The organism is Streptomyces sp. NBC_00876, from assembly GCF_045207435.1.
Lineage (GTDB): Bacteria > Actinomycetota > Actinomycetes > Streptomycetales > Streptomycetaceae > Streptomyces.
In genome coordinates, this window is sequence record NZ_CP108800.1 from 5079703 (window position 1) to 5093619 (window position 13917).

The 13917-nt window shown below is 67.4% G+C and carries 15 protein-coding genes, 3 tRNA genes and 2 pseudogenes; 9 read left to right on the forward strand and 11 right to left on the reverse strand.

Annotated elements, in window-relative coordinates:
* Positions 1–93 precede the first annotated feature (93 nt).
* Positions 94–582, reverse strand: coding sequence for a YajQ family cyclic di-GMP-binding protein (locus tag OG782_RS22350; protein WP_406453643.1), 489 nt, complete (start codon positions 580–582; stop codon positions 94–96).
* A 213-nt stretch (positions 583–795) separates the two neighbouring features.
* On the opposite strand from OG782_RS22350, the gene OG782_RS22355 reads away from it, so the two are divergent.
* Positions 796–877: transfer RNA gene (locus OG782_RS22355), tRNA-Tyr, on the forward strand.
* Between the two features lie 172 nt (positions 878–1049).
* Here OG782_RS22355 and OG782_RS22360 read toward each other — a convergent pair.
* From OG782_RS22360 to OG782_RS22370, 3 genes and pseudogenes are all read right to left on the reverse strand, one after another.
* Positions 1050–2428: pseudogene (locus tag OG782_RS22360) on the reverse strand (tyrosine-type recombinase/integrase).
* 71 nt (positions 2429–2499) lie between these two features.
* The gene (locus OG782_RS22365; RefSeq protein ID WP_329306504.1) at positions 2500–2688 is read right to left on the reverse strand and encodes a helix-turn-helix domain-containing protein; all 189 of its coding nucleotides are present in this window, start codon (positions 2686–2688) and stop codon (positions 2500–2502) included.
* A 165-nt stretch (positions 2689–2853) separates the two neighbouring features.
* Positions 2854–4101: a DUF3631 domain-containing protein gene (locus tag OG782_RS22370; protein ID WP_406453646.1), complete on the reverse strand. Its 1248-nt coding sequence runs from the start codon at positions 4099–4101 to the stop codon at positions 2854–2856.
* A gap of 219 nt (positions 4102–4320) precedes the next feature.
* On the opposite strand from OG782_RS22370, the pseudogene OG782_RS22375 reads away from it, so the two are divergent.
* Together OG782_RS22375 and OG782_RS22380 are read left to right on the forward strand one after the other, a co-directional pair.
* Positions 4321–4494 (forward strand): annotated as a pseudogene (locus OG782_RS22375) (UTRA domain-containing protein); the annotation flags it as partial.
* Positions 4491–5159 (forward strand): YdcF family protein, encoded by a 669-nt coding sequence (locus OG782_RS22380; RefSeq protein ID WP_406453648.1) that lies wholly within the window; start codon positions 4491–4493, stop codon positions 5157–5159. The pseudogene OG782_RS22375 and the gene OG782_RS22380, both read left to right, overlap by 4 nt.
* Positions 5160–5231: 72 nt before the next feature.
* Here the strand turns inward: OG782_RS22380 and OG782_RS22385 are convergent, their stop codons facing one another.
* The 5 genes from OG782_RS22385 to OG782_RS22405 form a co-directional block, all read right to left on the reverse strand.
* On the reverse strand, positions 5232–5633 hold the full coding sequence (locus OG782_RS22385) for a hypothetical protein (RefSeq protein ID WP_406453650.1): 402 nt from the start codon (positions 5631–5633) through the stop codon (positions 5232–5234).
* Positions 5634–5770: 137 nt separating this feature from the next.
* Entirely contained in the window at positions 5771–6682 is a 912-nt protein-coding gene (locus OG782_RS22390; RefSeq protein ID WP_406453652.1) for a hypothetical protein, read from the reverse strand.
* 522 nt (positions 6683–7204) lie between these two features.
* Positions 7205–7921: a hypothetical protein gene (locus tag OG782_RS22395; protein ID WP_406453654.1), complete on the reverse strand. Its 717-nt coding sequence runs from the start codon at positions 7919–7921 to the stop codon at positions 7205–7207.
* The gene (locus OG782_RS22400) at positions 7918–8322 is read right to left on the reverse strand and encodes a hypothetical protein (protein WP_406453656.1); all 405 of its coding nucleotides are present in this window, start codon (positions 8320–8322) and stop codon (positions 7918–7920) included. The genes OG782_RS22395 and OG782_RS22400 overlap by 4 nt, the downstream gene beginning before the upstream one ends.
* A gap of 367 nt (positions 8323–8689) precedes the next feature.
* Entirely contained in the window at positions 8690–9313 is a 624-nt protein-coding gene (locus OG782_RS22405) for a hypothetical protein (RefSeq protein WP_406453658.1), read from the reverse strand.
* A gap of 286 nt (positions 9314–9599) precedes the next feature.
* Here OG782_RS22405 and OG782_RS22410 point away from each other — a divergent pair, with 286 nt between their 5' ends.
* Positions 9600–10049 (forward strand): DUF523 domain-containing protein, encoded by a 450-nt coding sequence (locus OG782_RS22410; RefSeq protein ID WP_406453660.1) that lies wholly within the window; start codon positions 9600–9602, stop codon positions 10047–10049.
* Between the two features lie 34 nt (positions 10050–10083).
* Here the strand turns inward: OG782_RS22410 and OG782_RS22415 are convergent, their stop codons facing one another.
* Both OG782_RS22415 and OG782_RS22420 read right to left on the reverse strand, forming a co-directional pair.
* Positions 10084–10740: an SDR family oxidoreductase gene (locus tag OG782_RS22415; RefSeq protein ID WP_406453661.1), complete on the reverse strand. Its 657-nt coding sequence runs from the start codon at positions 10738–10740 to the stop codon at positions 10084–10086.
* Positions 10741–10776: 36 nt separating this feature from the next.
* Positions 10777–12054 (reverse strand): amidohydrolase family protein, encoded by a 1278-nt coding sequence (locus OG782_RS22420; protein WP_406453663.1) that lies wholly within the window; start codon positions 12052–12054, stop codon positions 10777–10779.
* 366 nt (positions 12055–12420) lie between these two features.
* Here OG782_RS22420 and OG782_RS22425 point away from each other — a divergent pair.
* The 5 genes from OG782_RS22425 (at position 12421) to OG782_RS22445 (ending at position 13865) form a co-directional block, all read left to right on the forward strand.
* Positions 12421–12493 (forward strand) — tRNA-Thr (locus tag OG782_RS22425).
* 45 nt (positions 12494–12538) lie between these two features.
* A tRNA-Met gene (locus OG782_RS22430) sits at positions 12539–12611 on the forward strand.
* A 90-nt stretch (positions 12612–12701) separates the two neighbouring features.
* Positions 12702–12866 carry a 50S ribosomal protein L33 gene (gene rpmG, locus OG782_RS22435; protein ID WP_003956487.1) on the forward strand — a complete coding sequence of 55 codons (165 nt, stop codon included), beginning with the start codon at positions 12702–12704 and terminating at the stop codon, positions 12864–12866.
* A 118-nt stretch (positions 12867–12984) separates the two neighbouring features.
* A complete protein-coding gene (locus OG782_RS22440; protein WP_406453665.1) occupies positions 12985–13437 on the forward strand; it encodes a MaoC family dehydratase N-terminal domain-containing protein in 453 nt (150 codons plus the stop codon).
* Entirely contained in the window at positions 13437–13865 is a 429-nt protein-coding gene (locus OG782_RS22445) for a MaoC family dehydratase (RefSeq protein ID WP_406453667.1), read from the forward strand. Before OG782_RS22440 ends, OG782_RS22445 begins: the two co-directional genes overlap by 1 nt.
* The last annotated feature ends 52 nt before the right edge of the window (positions 13866–13917 follow it).

Sequence of the window (13917 nt, forward strand, 5' to 3'; positions counted from 1 at the left end):
TCTGCGTCGCCGGAACCGCCACGACCGGCGGTATTCGGACATGGCATCCGGGCGCGGAACGAGACGTTCCGCCCCGCGCCGGACGATCGCGTCCTACCGGTAGTTCGCGAACTGCACGTCGAAGTCGAAGTCCTGCCCCTTGAGCAGCGCCTGCACGGCCTGGAGGTCGTCCCGGCTCTTCGAGCTGACCCGCAGCTCGTCGCCCTGGACCAGCGCCTTGACGCCCTTGGGGCCCTCATCGCGAATGATCTTCGCGACCTTCTTGGCGTTCTCCTGGGAGATGCCTTCCTCGATCGTGGACCAGAGCTTGTACTCCTTGCCGGACAGCTGCGGCTCGCCCGAGTCCAGCGACTTCAGCGAGATGCCACGCTTGATCAGCTTGGACTGGAAGATGTCGAGGATCGCCTTCACGCGCTCCTCGCCGTTCGCCTCCATCAGGATCTTCTCGCCGGACCAGGAGATCGAGGCTCCCGTGCCCTTGAAGTCGTAACGCGTGGAGATCTCCTTGGCGGCCTGGTTGAGGGCGTTGTCGACCTCCTGCCGCTCGACCTTCGAGACGATGTCGAAACTGGAGTCGGCCATGACGTGTGGCTCCTTGTATCGGGGGTGCTGGAATGGAAATGCCCAGGGGCGGCTGCGGACCCGCGGGCACCGCGCCGCCGACCAAGCCTAGCCACCCGCGCCCGTCCGGGCCGCTGGTCAATCCAGTGGCATAGCACCCCTGGGCATCAGGTATCGTTTACGTCGTTGCCACAGAGCGCCGCCGCAAGGCGGGGTTTCACGGCAGCATCCCTTGGCGGTGTGCCCGAGTGGCCAAAGGGAGCAGACTGTAAATCTGCCGGCTCAGCCTACCCAGGTTCGAACCCTGGCGCCGCCACTGGACGAGAAACCCCGTCTGACCTGCTTAAACCACAGGTCAGGCGGGGTTTCTGCATGGGTGTAAGTGTGACAGCGGAGCGCGCCGATCGGCCCCCGTATCTCACGCTGTCTCACCTGAATCCCACCCCTGATCAGGGCGTGTCCCCCACCCGTCCCCCGGGGGGCGGGGCTCACTCCGGCTCGTTCCACTCCCGCAGGGCTTCGTCGATCCGGTCGTTGGCCCGCTGCTGCGTCTGCGCGAGCACCTTGGCGTAGACGCGGAAGAGGACGGCGATGGTGTGGCCGGCCCGCCGCGCGCACTCCATGGGTCCACACCCGAGCTCAGCCAGAAGGAGACCCCCGCGTGACGTAGGTCATACGGGCGACGGGCGAGGAGCGACGCGTGTTCCTGCTCGGTCAGCACCTCTTTCCGGGCCCGCGCCCAGACCTCTCCGTACCCGGTCTCCTGGAGCAGCCCACCGCGGTTCGTCCGGAACAGCCGACCGTCCGGGGCGACGCCGTACGTGGCGATGTGCTGACGCAGCAGGCGTACGAAGTGCGGCGGGATCGGCACGGGCCGCGAGTCCTTGACCGCCCGCGCCTTCAGGTGCCGCATCTCGTGCGCCTCCCCGTCGTCGGTCCAGTTCCGGCCGGCCCGTACCGCGCCCTCGCGGAGCGTGAGCGCGCCCCAGCCCGTCTCGGGCAGGTGGCACTGCGAGTCGCGGAGGGCCGTCGCTTCTGCCGGCCGCATGGCCGCGTAGTACAGGCAGCCGAAGAATGCTTCGAGGTGTTCGCCTCGGGGCCCTTGCTCGCGGACCCCCTGGAGCAAGGAGCGCGCCTGGCGCGGGTTCGCGACGCTCTGCGGGTCGACTTCCTCGGCGGACTTCGGCGCGGTCCACTTCACGGTCGTCAGCGGGTTCACGGGCATGGTGAAGTACCGCTCTTCGACGGCCAGGCCCAGGACGTCGCTCAGGCATGCGCACTTACGGCGGGCGTTGCGCGGCGCTGCGGGCTTTCCGTCGATCTTGAGCCCCAAGGCGTCCAGCGCCAGGCGGACCGTGGCCGCGTCTTCGAGCGCGGACACCGGCAGAGAGTTCTTGTCCAGCCACTTCAATGCCTGGGCCACGTCCGCCGGCGGCTCCTCGTTCCACCGGTTGCGGTTGTACGCCCAGCCGTAGAGCGCCCGCCGGAGCAGTGCCGCGTCCGGCTTCCCAGCAGCCGATTTCACGAGCGCCGGGGTGATGGTGGCCAGGGCGTCCGCGTAGTTCTTCCGGGACTTGGCCGGCGCCGCGGCCCACTTGCGGTCGATGTAGGCGCGGGTGTGTGCGTACCAGGTGATCGAGCCTTGGAGAGCTCGAAGCTCGGAGGTCGGCAGGCCCTTCTCCTCGTCGAACTGCTCACCGCGCCGGACGGCGGCCATCAGCTCCGAGCGCCGGCCATCGGCTTGGGCCTTGAGCTGGTAGCTCTTTGAATGCTTGCGTTGTCCGACCAGTCACCGCAGACGGTAGGGCTTGGGCCGATCCCGCCGCACCTCGATCGAGTAGAGGCGCACGTCGTACGTGAGGGGCATGTTTCTCCTGGAACAGGCCGAGGGCCCGCCGGTCCGGCGGGCCCTCGGGCTTCTAGCGGGGGAGTGGGTGTTCAGGCGGCGGACGCTTCGAGGTCGCGCCACCATGCGTCGAGGTCGGCCCGGCGCACGCGGAGCTGGCCGTTGGGGAGCTTGATGAGCTTGGGCGCCTTGCCGCGGGCACGCATGCGGTAGAAGGCGGCTCGGCTCATGGCGAGTTCGGCGAGGACTTCGGGGAGCTTGAGCATCTGCGGGCTGGCCATGGTGCGACTCCTCTTTGAGCGCGTGGTCTCTTGCTCTGGGGGATCCGCCACGTCCGCCACGCCGCCACACCGCAGGTCAGAGGCCTGCGTTTGTGGCGGATAGCGCTTCTGTGGCGGATAGGTGCCGCCACTCCCGGGTGTGGCGGCACCTGGCGACGCTGGGTCTCAGCCCGCGACCGGGAAGAGCGGTGTGGCGGCTTCTGTAGACGTGTGGCGGATGGCTGGGGCGGTATCCGCCACGGATTTACCCCCGCTGACCTGCGGTGTGGCGGATGTGGCGGACGTGGCGGATTCCTCCGGGGACGGAGGGCAGTACCGGGTCCAGGCGTCCGTGAGGTCTTCCGCGTAGTAGCCCTTGGGGAAGCCGGACGGGGTGCGGATGCCGCGCGGCTTGATGGGCTTGTTGCCGGGGGTGACGTACTGGGCGAGCAACCGGGCGAGGGCGCGGGAGTTGATCGGCTTGTCGTCCAGGTCTCCCCACGGGGCGTCGTCCATGGCGAGGAGGCATTCGAGGACGACGGCGGTGGGCACGCGGTCCGCGCCGCAGAACACCCGGTCGCGGAGGTCGGTCAGTAGCCGCACTCCGAGGGAAGCCTCGTCGTTGTCGTGGGCGGCATTGATCAGCTCCAGGCACGCGGTACGGGCCCGAGCGGGCCAGTCGCCCCCGGCGGCGTCGGCGACGGCGAGGAGGGGCTCCCACACGTCGGCTGGTCGGTCGGTGACTCCGTCGGGCATCTCGGGCCAGGCTTCCGCGACCTGGTCGCGGACGGTGTCGGCCCACGCCACGAGCTGGTCGCGCAGTTCGTGGCCCTGCTTCTCGTGGATGCGCTGCCGGTAGGGCTCCACCCGCTCGTTCGGGGCGCGCTTGCGCATGCGGACGATGACCGAGCGGGTCAGCACCGTGTCCGGCAGCGAGCCGAGCCCGGCCATGGCGACCGCGCAGTACGAGCCGAAGACCTGCGCGTTCTGGTTGGAACCCTCTCCCACGCACCGCAGGGCACCGCCGATGCGCCGGTACCCGGCATTCAGGAAGCCGCGCAGCGCCTCGTCCGCGCCGGCCTTCGGTCCGAAGATGGTGTCCACCTCGTCGAAGAGCACCGTGGGCAGCCCGGCGGCGGAGTCGACCAGCCGGTACAGGGCGTTCGCGGATGCCGAGACCGTGCTGACCGGACGGGGGGTGAGGAGTTCCACGATCTCCAGCGCCCGGGACTTCCCCGAACCCGGTTCGGGGGAGAGGAAGGCGATCCGGGGCGTGGTCTCGAAGCATTCCACCAGGTGCGCGTGCGCGTCCCACAGGGTGACGGCGACGTAGGCGGCCTCGGTGGGGAAGACGTTGAACCGGCGGTGAAAGGTCTCCACCTCGTTGAGCAGAGCGGCGCCGTCGAGCGGCGGTGTGCCGGGTGTGGCGTTCATACGGCGGCGCCTTCCTGGTGGGTGCGGAGCAGGCAGAGGTCGCGGTGGCGGGTGTGGTCTTCGACCAGAGCGAGGGCTTTGCGGTGACCGGCGGCAAACCGGTTGCGGCCACAAGCACAGACGCTCGTGGCGGTCGGGACTGCGCCGCGGGGTGCGCTGATGGTCAGCCAAGCGATGGCGTAGCGGCCGTCTCCGGCCTGCTGGTCAGGGCGAACAGCGAAGCTTCTGCAGCTGTCCGCCGGCGAATGGGTAGTCGAGCTGCACCGCACCACGTTCACGGCCGACGCCACGGTGGTCGAGTTCGCGATCGGCGTCCACGCGGCATCCCGCTTCGCGTGGGAGTACGACTTCAAGGTGCCCGACTCGGCCCAGGACGGAAAGGCGGACCAGTGATCTCGGAGCAGTCTTGGGCAGACGCACGGGTGTTGTGGGACTACCACCAGATGCACCACGAGCTGCGGCCGTGCTCAGTGGCGATCGGCCTGGGCAGCCACGACTTGGGCGTGGCCGACACCGCGGCCGACCTCTACAAGCGCGGCATGGCTCCGCTCATCGTCTTCACTGGGGCCACGAGCGCGACGACGCGAGAGCGCATGCCGCGCGGAGAGGCGGTGCACTACCGCGAGCGCGCGCTAGAGCTTGGGGTTCCCAGCTCTGCTGTGCTGGTAGAGCCCAAAGCGCGGAACACCGGCGAGAACATCCGATTCTCAAGGAGCCTGCTCGAAGAGACCGGCGTGCACGTCGCATCAGTACTGTTGATCAGTAAGCCGTACGAGGAACGGCGTGCCTACGCGACGGCACGGAATTTGTGGCCCGAGGTGGAAATCGTGAGCGCATCGATGCCGATTACATATGGCACGTACATCGACTCAATTGGAAATGCTCACCTGGTGTTCGACATGCTTGTCGGTGCTCTTCAACGCCTGTTGGACTACCCGCAGCAGGGCTTCATGATCAGCCAGTCGGTCCCAGTGGATGTTGTGGAAGCGTACGAGCGGCTATGCAGCGCAGGCTTCACGAGTCGACTCGTGAAGCCCGATATGGGAACGCCTGGCTGAGCCCAGACTCATCGCGGTGAAGTCCTGCCTTTAATTAGAATTGCCGGTAAGAACGCTCCTTGCCCCGCGTAATTACCTGGGCGATTGCTGCGCTTGGGCGTTCCTTTCAAGGATTGACAAAGTCACACCCAATCCGGAAATCAACAGGCCGACCAAGCTGGAGAATGCTGCGGAGAGGATCAAGGATGAGATTAGGCGATTTCCGCCCTTCTCTGCATCTACCCCGATCCCAATCGTCGACACAACCAAAAGAACCATAAGGAAAAGGCTGGTCACGAGCAGGCATTTTGCGATGTCGCTGCGCGCCTCGGCCATTTCCCTTTCCTTGCGGCGATTAGTTCCTTGTGCATCGACTTTCGGCGCGAACGCGGACAGAATCGCAACTGCTGCCAGAGCGAAACCTAGGAGGCCGCTAGACGAACCCGTCAGGGATGAGTAGATATCTTTTCGTAGGTCGCGGTCCAATCCCGACATTAGTCGTGGACCTCCTAGTGCGGCGCTGGCCAGGAGGCACGTCAGTGCACATGTAAAAGCCAGGATGGGGAACACCCACCAGTTTCGGTTTGCCTTTTCCATGATCTTAGACATGCCTGCCCCCGCGTCTCGAATCCCTACTCTTTGTGCATCAGCTCCGCAGTCGACGTGGCCTCGAAGACCCCCCTCTGCCTGAAGTCCTTGTATGCCTGATCTAGTTCGAAGAAGACAGAATCCACGCGAGGAGCCGAGGGGATGTCAGTCCGATGCGGCAGCTCCACCTCGGCGGCCAGGCGCTCCGTCAATAGATTGACCTGGTCGGCTCGGTTGGTCCTTCTGTTCCGCCCGCGCACGACCATTCCGGTTAGTAGGTCGCTCGCGTTGGCTGCTAGCTCAAGCAGCTCATCCTCAAGATCTTGATCGATGAACCTGTCCTTCGGGCCGTAGCGCCCCATCCCCAAAGTCACGCGCACCGAGGGGAGTTCCTCACCGGCAACTGCAGGCCATAGTCTGCCGAAAGTGCCTCGATCGCGTGTGGCGTACTCAGGCTTCGTCATCGCGAGATCGAACGAACGGAATTGCCCCTTCATTTCCTCTAGGCGACGAAAGGCGTCCTCGTTATAAAGTGGGTCGAACTGAACGTACTCCAGCATTCGCTGTCGCAGGAAGAATGAAAGTCGCGATACCCTCGGCGAGTACCTACCCATGTCGTGTGCGCAGTACCCGTCAGGCCAGATGGATACGTGGGTGGCATCCGCCGGGTATTCGTCGGCAAGTAGGGAGAGTGGGCCAATTGAAGAATTTGGATCCCATTTGAAGGGCCGGTCTTCTACGCCACGAAGGGAAAGTACGCGGAACTTAGCGGGCTCCCTTCCCCCTCCTGCGTCGACTACTTCCACGGCGGTGATCACGCCGTCCTTTTCCACCATCTGATACTCGCGATCGGCCGCAATCTCTTGCGCCAAACGCTCCGCAACCACTGACGGCTCGAACGTGTTCCGACTGGCCACGGAGGCCCAGCGGTAGAAGACCAGCTTTCGCTTCAGCATCCCCCCAGGCTACGAGTAGATCCCTCCCTTGTGCATCGCTTACCCATCAAAAAGTGCAATGTCCGCTATTTCCCATTGTGGGTTTCCGTGGCTTCTTCTGCGGATCGACTACAAGTATCGACCAGGGGTCTGACAATGGCGGTCTTGTGATGACCTCGCTCTGATGGCCCGCGCGTCGTCGGGAGGCAGTCAAGGGTGCCGGCGCCGAGAGCCCGCAGGGTGATGACGCTGCTCTGCTACGGCCATGGATGCCGGGGCAGGCACGGCGCGTGGGGTCTCCGCGGCTGCTGTTTGGTTGCTGGCGGCGTCCTCCCCTGGCGTGCCCAGGGGCGCCTGCGATCAGAGAAGTAGCTGGTGGGAGGGGTCGAATGTAGCCCCCCGCAAAGCCGGCAGGCCAGGTTCTCCGCTCGCAGGGGGCGCCGCGAGTACGCGGACTGGGTATCAGCCGCGTCTGATGCTTGCAGGCTTCTGGCTGGGGTAGCAGGCAGCATCATCGACCGCGCAAGTCGTTACGGGGCTAGGTCACCTATGCGAGAGGTAGAAGATGAACACCGCCCCGATGGCGAGGCCCCACCCGAACGCGCTGAGCTGCGCTTTCCTGTCGACGATGAGGCGCGGCGGCGGCGGTGTCACTGTGGCTTCAATCCGCTCAGCCGCGCTGCTCAACACGGTTCCGATCTGCTCAAGCCGGCCGAAGGGCCGGTCCGGATTTTGGAGCCGCTCGATCTCTCTGGGCAAGTCCTGAAGGCCGTCGAAGGTCCTCGTCAGGCGTTCCAGAGTTGCCAAGCCTTCCTCGAACCTGCTGATGACCTTGGCCAGGTCGTCGGGGGCCAGCCGTCTGGACGCCACGGTCAGGTCCTCGGCAGCCTGAGCCACACGCCTGGCGACGTCTTCGTTGATGTTGCTGCCGGCGTCTGAGAGCAGGTGGGCGACGTCTGGGTTGATACTGCGCGATGCGTCCCGCAGGGCGTTGGCGACGTCTTCGTTGATGTTCCGTGCCGCCATCACGAGAGCATCCGCGATGTCTGGCGAGATCGCTCCGTCGCGAACGGCCTTACGGAGAAGCCTGGCCAGCCCAGGGGCCTCCTTAGACATCTCACGCAGGTAGGTCTTCGTCTGCGCGTCGAGCATCTCCACACGGATCTCGCCGTGATTATCCCGGCCTACGAAGGCACCGGATCCGTGGTTGTGCTGCTCGACGATTTTCCGTTCGGGCCCGCCTGATTCCTCGTCCGTCACTGCTGACTCTGACGGCCGGACTGGATGCTGCCGTGGTTGTCGCCGCCAACGAACGTACCGCTGCCGTGGTTGTGCTGGGACCCGATACTCACCGTCTTCACCGGGGGAGGCGTAGAAGCCAGGACTTCAATGTCGGGCCGGGCGCTGGGGTGAGCGGCCAGGGCCGCAGTGAACAGACCGGCCCACCGCGCTGTTGCCTCGGCCTGATTGATCCTGCGTTGGGACAGTGCCGCAGTGTCATTGGCCAGGGCCACCAGGGCTTCGTCCTCTTGACCAGCACCCCCGTGCCGGAAGATCGCCGAAACCCGGTTGCGAATGGCGTCGGCACGCCCCTGGGCAAGGTAGGCGATGACGTTGCTGGCGGCACCGGTGGTGATGGCAATGGCTGCTTCATCCAGCATGAGTGAGGGCCCTTCTCGGGGTATGCGGCGTGACCGTGTTGGTGACGGATTGATGCTCCCCTCCGGCGGTGGAGCGGGCCCTGATGTTCGTCGTCAACCGTCTCCTTTTTGGCAGAGTTGGCTGATTCGTCTGCTTGGGCGGCGGAAATCAGTCTGTGGTGGGGACAACGCTGCCTGTTCGGCAGACCGAGCTGGACAGCGATGTGTGCCATGAATGGTGCCCGCCTGGCCTCATACCGCAAGTACGCCACTGGGGCAGTGAGCCGCTCGGGCTACTGGCGCATGGCAGGGACGATCGGTCTAGGGCCCAGTTGGGCCTTGGCCGATCTCTTGGCACAGTCGGCTGCTGGGCTGAGTTCTGGTGGAGTCAGCCGTCGAACCAGACGACCAGGCGCACTCCCTCGTCGCCGTGCAGGTTCGCCAGCGTCCGCATCACCGACCAGACGGCGCCCCATTCGCTGTCGGGTACGGCGTCCTTTCGCCGCAGGCGGCCGACGCGGAAGAGTCGGTCGCCGTCCGGCCACTCGGTGTTCTCGGGAAAGACGCTGCCCGCGGAGTAGAGCTGCCGGGCATCGGTGAGGCCGGAGAGTTCGGCAAAGCGGGTGAGGCTGGAGTTCCGTCCGTGCATCTTCCAAGTGCCGTCAGAGCTCCGGCGGAACTCGTGAACACAGCCGTCGACCTCGTTCGAGACTTCGTCCCAGTCGGCGGCTGCCAGCTCTGCCCAGGAGATCCAGGACTCGCCGTGCAGCTCGTCACTCCAGGGCTCGAAGTCAGCGAGGACCTCTTTCGACACGTCATGAGGGATGCCTCGATGATCGGCAAGTGCGCGGAATGAGGCGGTGTCGCGGACACCGAACAGGGACCCGAAGGCAGCGTAGTCACGCCCGTTGTAGAGATGCGCGAGGTCGATGACCTGGAACCAAACGCGATCGTCCTCGTCCAGCCAGCGATCCCAGCGGCACTCGATGAAGCCGTGAATGTCTGTGCCCATGCCCGGCATTGTTCTCCGTCGGCACGAGACGGGCGACGGGATTTCTGGTTGCTGGCCAGCCGAGCGTGCGGCCTCTCGGTCCGCGCTTTCCCCCAGGTGTGCCCCAAGAGCACCCACCGGCGGAGAAACCGCAGCTCAGACGTACCGGGGGGAGCCCGCTGTAAATCTGCCGGCTCAGCCTACCCAGGTTCGAACCCTGGCGCCGCCACATAGCAAGGCCCCCGTCCTCTGGACGGGGGCCTTCTCTGTTGTGCCGTGACGTTGTGCCGTGAAGAGGGGTGTGAACATGGAATCCGTACTGGTCAGCGCGTGTCTGCGGGGCGTGCCCTGCCGGTTCGACGGACGGGGCAAGGCCTCGGCGGAGATGACCGCGGCCCTCGGCGACCGCCGGCCCGTGGCCTTCTGCCCCGAGGTCGCCGCGGGACTGCCCACGCCCCGGCGTCCCGCCGAGATCGTCGGCGGGGACGGGCACGACGTGCTGGACGGCCGGGCGCGCGTCGTGGACGACACCGGACACGATGTGACCGAGGCGTTCATGGACGGCGCCGGGCGGGCGCTGGCGGCGGCGCAGGGTGCGGGCTGCACCGAGGCGCTGCTGATGGCCCGCAGCCCTTCGTGCGGGCGGGGAACGGTCCATGACGGTACGTTCACCGGCTCGCTGCGCGCGGGCGACGGCGTCACGGCGGCCCTGCTGGAACGGCACGGCATCACCGTCCGCCCCGCGACGGGCGACTGATCGCACCCCGCCCCGCCGTCCGGCCGGCGCGACGTCAGTTCCCCGCGATGTCCTTCACCGCGACCGACAGCGGCACATTGCCCGAGATCAGCTCCAGCGTCAGCCCCGCCGTCGCCGGGGTGTCCACCAGCTCCAGGAGCGCCGCCGCCACGTCGTCGCGCGGCACCGGGCCGCGCCCGGTCGACGAGGCGAGCAGGACCTGGCCGGTGCCCGCGTCGTTCGTCAGCATGCCGGGGCGCAGGATCGTCCAGTCGAGTGCCGGCCTCGAGCGCACGTACGCGTCCGCCGCGCCCTTGGCCCGCAGGTACACGTCGAACACCTCGTCGCCGGGGTGGTCGGGGTCGGCGCCCATGGACGAGACCACGACATGACGCCGCACCCCCGCCCGTTCCGCCGCGTCCGCGAAGAGAACGGCGGCTCCGCGGTCCACCGTGTCCTTGCGGCCCGTGCCGCTGTCGGGGCCCGCGCCGGCCGCGAAGACCGCCGCGTCGGCGCCGCGCAGCACCTCCGCGGTCTCCTCCACGGTGGCCGATTCGAGGTCCAGGACGACGGGTTCGGCGCCCACCGCCCGGAGGTCCTCGCTCTGCCCGGGATTGCGGATGATGCCTGCGGCCTCATCCCCGCGTGCGGCGAGCAGACGCTCCAGCCGCAGCGCGATCTGACCATGTCCACCTGCGATGACAATGCGCATGGTCACGACGGTACGCCGGGGCGTGCCGCGGCGCGCTCAGGGCCCGCCGCCGGTGCCGGGATCGGGCCGCCCCTGGCGGGGCAGTCCGGGCCCGCCGCCCGTCTCCGAGTCGCAGTACTCGCGTACCGCGCTGGTCCGGGCGACCACCCGGCCCCGGTGCACCACGATCCGGCTGTACGCCAGCGAGAGCACCCCGGAGAGCTGTTCCCCGCGTACGGCGAGGAGTTCGGCCGGGAAGCCGGCCTCGACCCGTACCTCGGGCAGCCCCATGGCGCGCCTGGCTTCCGTGGACACCGCCTCGTAGGCGTGCTCGGGCCGCAGTCCGCTCTGCGAGGCCAGCAGGAAGGCGGCTTCGAGCGGGTCGCCGCGGCCCACCGGGTTGGCCAGGTCCCGCAGTGCGCCGCTGCCCGCCGCGACCCGTACCCCGGCCGCGCGCAGCAGCCGTACGGGGGCCGTGGACCGGTGCTCCGCCGCGCAGCAGCCGCCCTGGGGGAGGCAGATCACGCTCACACCGGCCGCGGCGAGCTGGTCGGCGGCGCGGGCGGCGGTCTCGCGGGGGAGCCGGGAGAGGCCGCCGCAGGGGCCGATGGTGACCTCCTGCCGCATTCCGCCCGCCATGGCGGCGAACCGGGCCAGCCGGGCGGGATCGTCACCGTCCGTGTGCAGATCGACGGGGCAGCCGTGCTCGGCGGCGACCTCCAGGACGGCCTCCACGTACCCCGCCGGGTCCGGGTCGAGGCCGGGGCGGCCGCCGACCGCTCCGGCGCCCATCTTCACCGCGTCGCGGAGCATGGCCAGGTTGCCGGCTCCGGCGACGCCGGTGAGCAGCCGGGGGACGGCCACCGGGGTCAGGTCGGCGAGCCCGCGCAGTGAGCGTCGTGCCTGCAGGACGGCTTCGAGGGCCGCGAGGCCCTGTATGTCGCCGATCCGGACGTGTGAGCGCAGCGCGGTCGCGCCGTGGCCGAGTTGGAGCAACGCCGCCTCGGTGGCGCGTCGCTGGATGTCTTCGGGGCGCTGTGAGGCGGGTCCCGGGGTGCTGTGGTCCGGGCTGTCGGCGGTGAGCGCGGTGTCGCTGTGGGCGTGCGGTTCGGCGGGTGCGGGGAGCAGGAGATGGCCGCGCAGGTCCACGCGCGGGCCGGGCGCGGTGAGGCTGCCGGCGGTGCCGACGGCTTCGATGCGGCTGCCGCAGAGCTGTACGTCCACGATGCGGCCGTCGGTGAGACGGGCCCCGCACAGTGTCAGCGCGGAGCTCTCCGGGCTGCTGGTGGTGTCGGCCGCGTGGTCGTCTGGCTGCCGCGGCTGGCTGTCGGGCATCGTGCTCCTGGGAGGGGGACAAGATCACGCAGAGTGAGTCGAGCCTAGGGGTGTGTCCGGTCAGGTTCGAGGAGGAGCGAAATAGTCGTACCGGTGCGGTTCCGTGGCGTGCGGGGCTCCGGCGCAGGCCGGGGGCCGGGGTGGGGGAGGAGGCCGCAGGGCGGCCGGCCGGGGACCGGCGGTACTGCCGGCCGGACTTCTGATCGAGCCTTCGGGGCCCGTGGATCAGGTGCCGGAAGGACCGCTGATCAAGGGCCGTGCGAGCGGCTGATCAAGGGATCGGAGCGGTGCCGATCAAGGGCTCGGGATGGGGCTTCGAAACGGATTTGGGCTGGGGCGATCGACCGTGTAATGTCTTCATCGCTCGCCCCAATAGCTCAGTCGGTAGAGCGTCTCCATGGTAAGGAGAAGGTCTGCGGTTCGATTCCGCATTGGGGCTCTGGTGATCGGGAATCCCCGCTTCGGCGGGGAGACTCATCATCAAAGCGGTGTAGCTCAGTCGGTAGAGCAAGCGGCTCATAATCGCTGTGTCACCGGTTCAAGTCCGGTCACCGCTACTAACAGTAGCCGATTGTGGGGTCGGTCCTCCGATCGGCTACTCTTTTTTTTGCGTTCATCCGTCCACCGTCCGTCCAAGGAGCACTCACGTGGCTGCCACCGACGTCCGCCCGAAGATCACGCTGGCCTGCGTGGAGTGCAAGGAGCGGAACTACATCACCAAGAAGAACCGGCGTAACAACCCGGACCGTCTTGAGATGAAGAAGCATTGCCCGCGCTGCAACTCGCACACTGCGCACCGCGAAACGCGCTGAATCAGGCTCGTACACGAGGCCGTCCCCTCTGGGGGCGGCCTCGTGTCGTTGTATAGGCGTGTCGTTGTACTGGGCCGCACATCGGCCCATTCGTCTTTCATCAGGAGGTTGCGAGCTCATGGCGCTCGACCAGTCCTTCGTGGGGCGGACCTATCCGCCCACCGCGCCTTACGAGGTCGGCCGGGAGAAGATCCGAGAGTTCGCCGAGGCGGTGGGCGACGCCAATCCCGCGTACGTCGATCCCGAGGCGGCCAGGGCGCTCGGTCACAGTGATGTGATCGCCCCGCCGACATTCGTGTTCTCGATCACCTTCAAGGCCGCGGGGCAGGTCATCCAGGACCCTCAGCTGGGCCTGGACTACAGCCGGGTGGTGCACGGCGACCAGAAGTTCGTGTACGTCCGTCCGGTGCGGGCGGGGGACCGGCTGACGGTCACCTCGACGATCGAGGCCGTCAAGTCCATGGCGGGCAACGACATCCTGGACGTCCGCGGCGAGGTCCACGACGAGTCCGGCGAGCATGTCGTGACGGCGTGGACGAAGCTGGTGGCGCGTGCCGCCGAGGAGGCGTGATGACGGCGAAGGTGAGTTACGACTCGGTCGAGATCGGTACGGAGCTGCCGGCGCAGTCCTTCCCGGTGACCCGGGCGGCCCTCGTGCAGTACGCGGGCGCCTCGGGCGACTTCAACCCGATCCACTGGAACGAGAAGTTCGCGCGTGAGGTCGGCCTGCCGGATGTGATCGCGCACGGCATGTTCACCATGGCCGAGGCGATCCGCGTGGTCACGGACTGGACCGGGGATCCGGGCTCGGTCGTCGAGTACGGGGTCCGGTTCACCAAGCCGGTCGTCGTGCCCAATGACGACAAGGGCGCGCTGATCGACGTCAGCGCGAAGGTGGCCGCCCTGCTGGACGACAGGCGGGTGCGGGTCGACCTGACGGTCATGAGCGGCGACAAGAAGGTGCTGGGCATGTCCCGGGCCGTGGTGCAGCTCGGCTGAGGTCGTTGAGTACGGAGTAAGGGGCACGGTCCAAGGGGCCGTGCCCCTTACT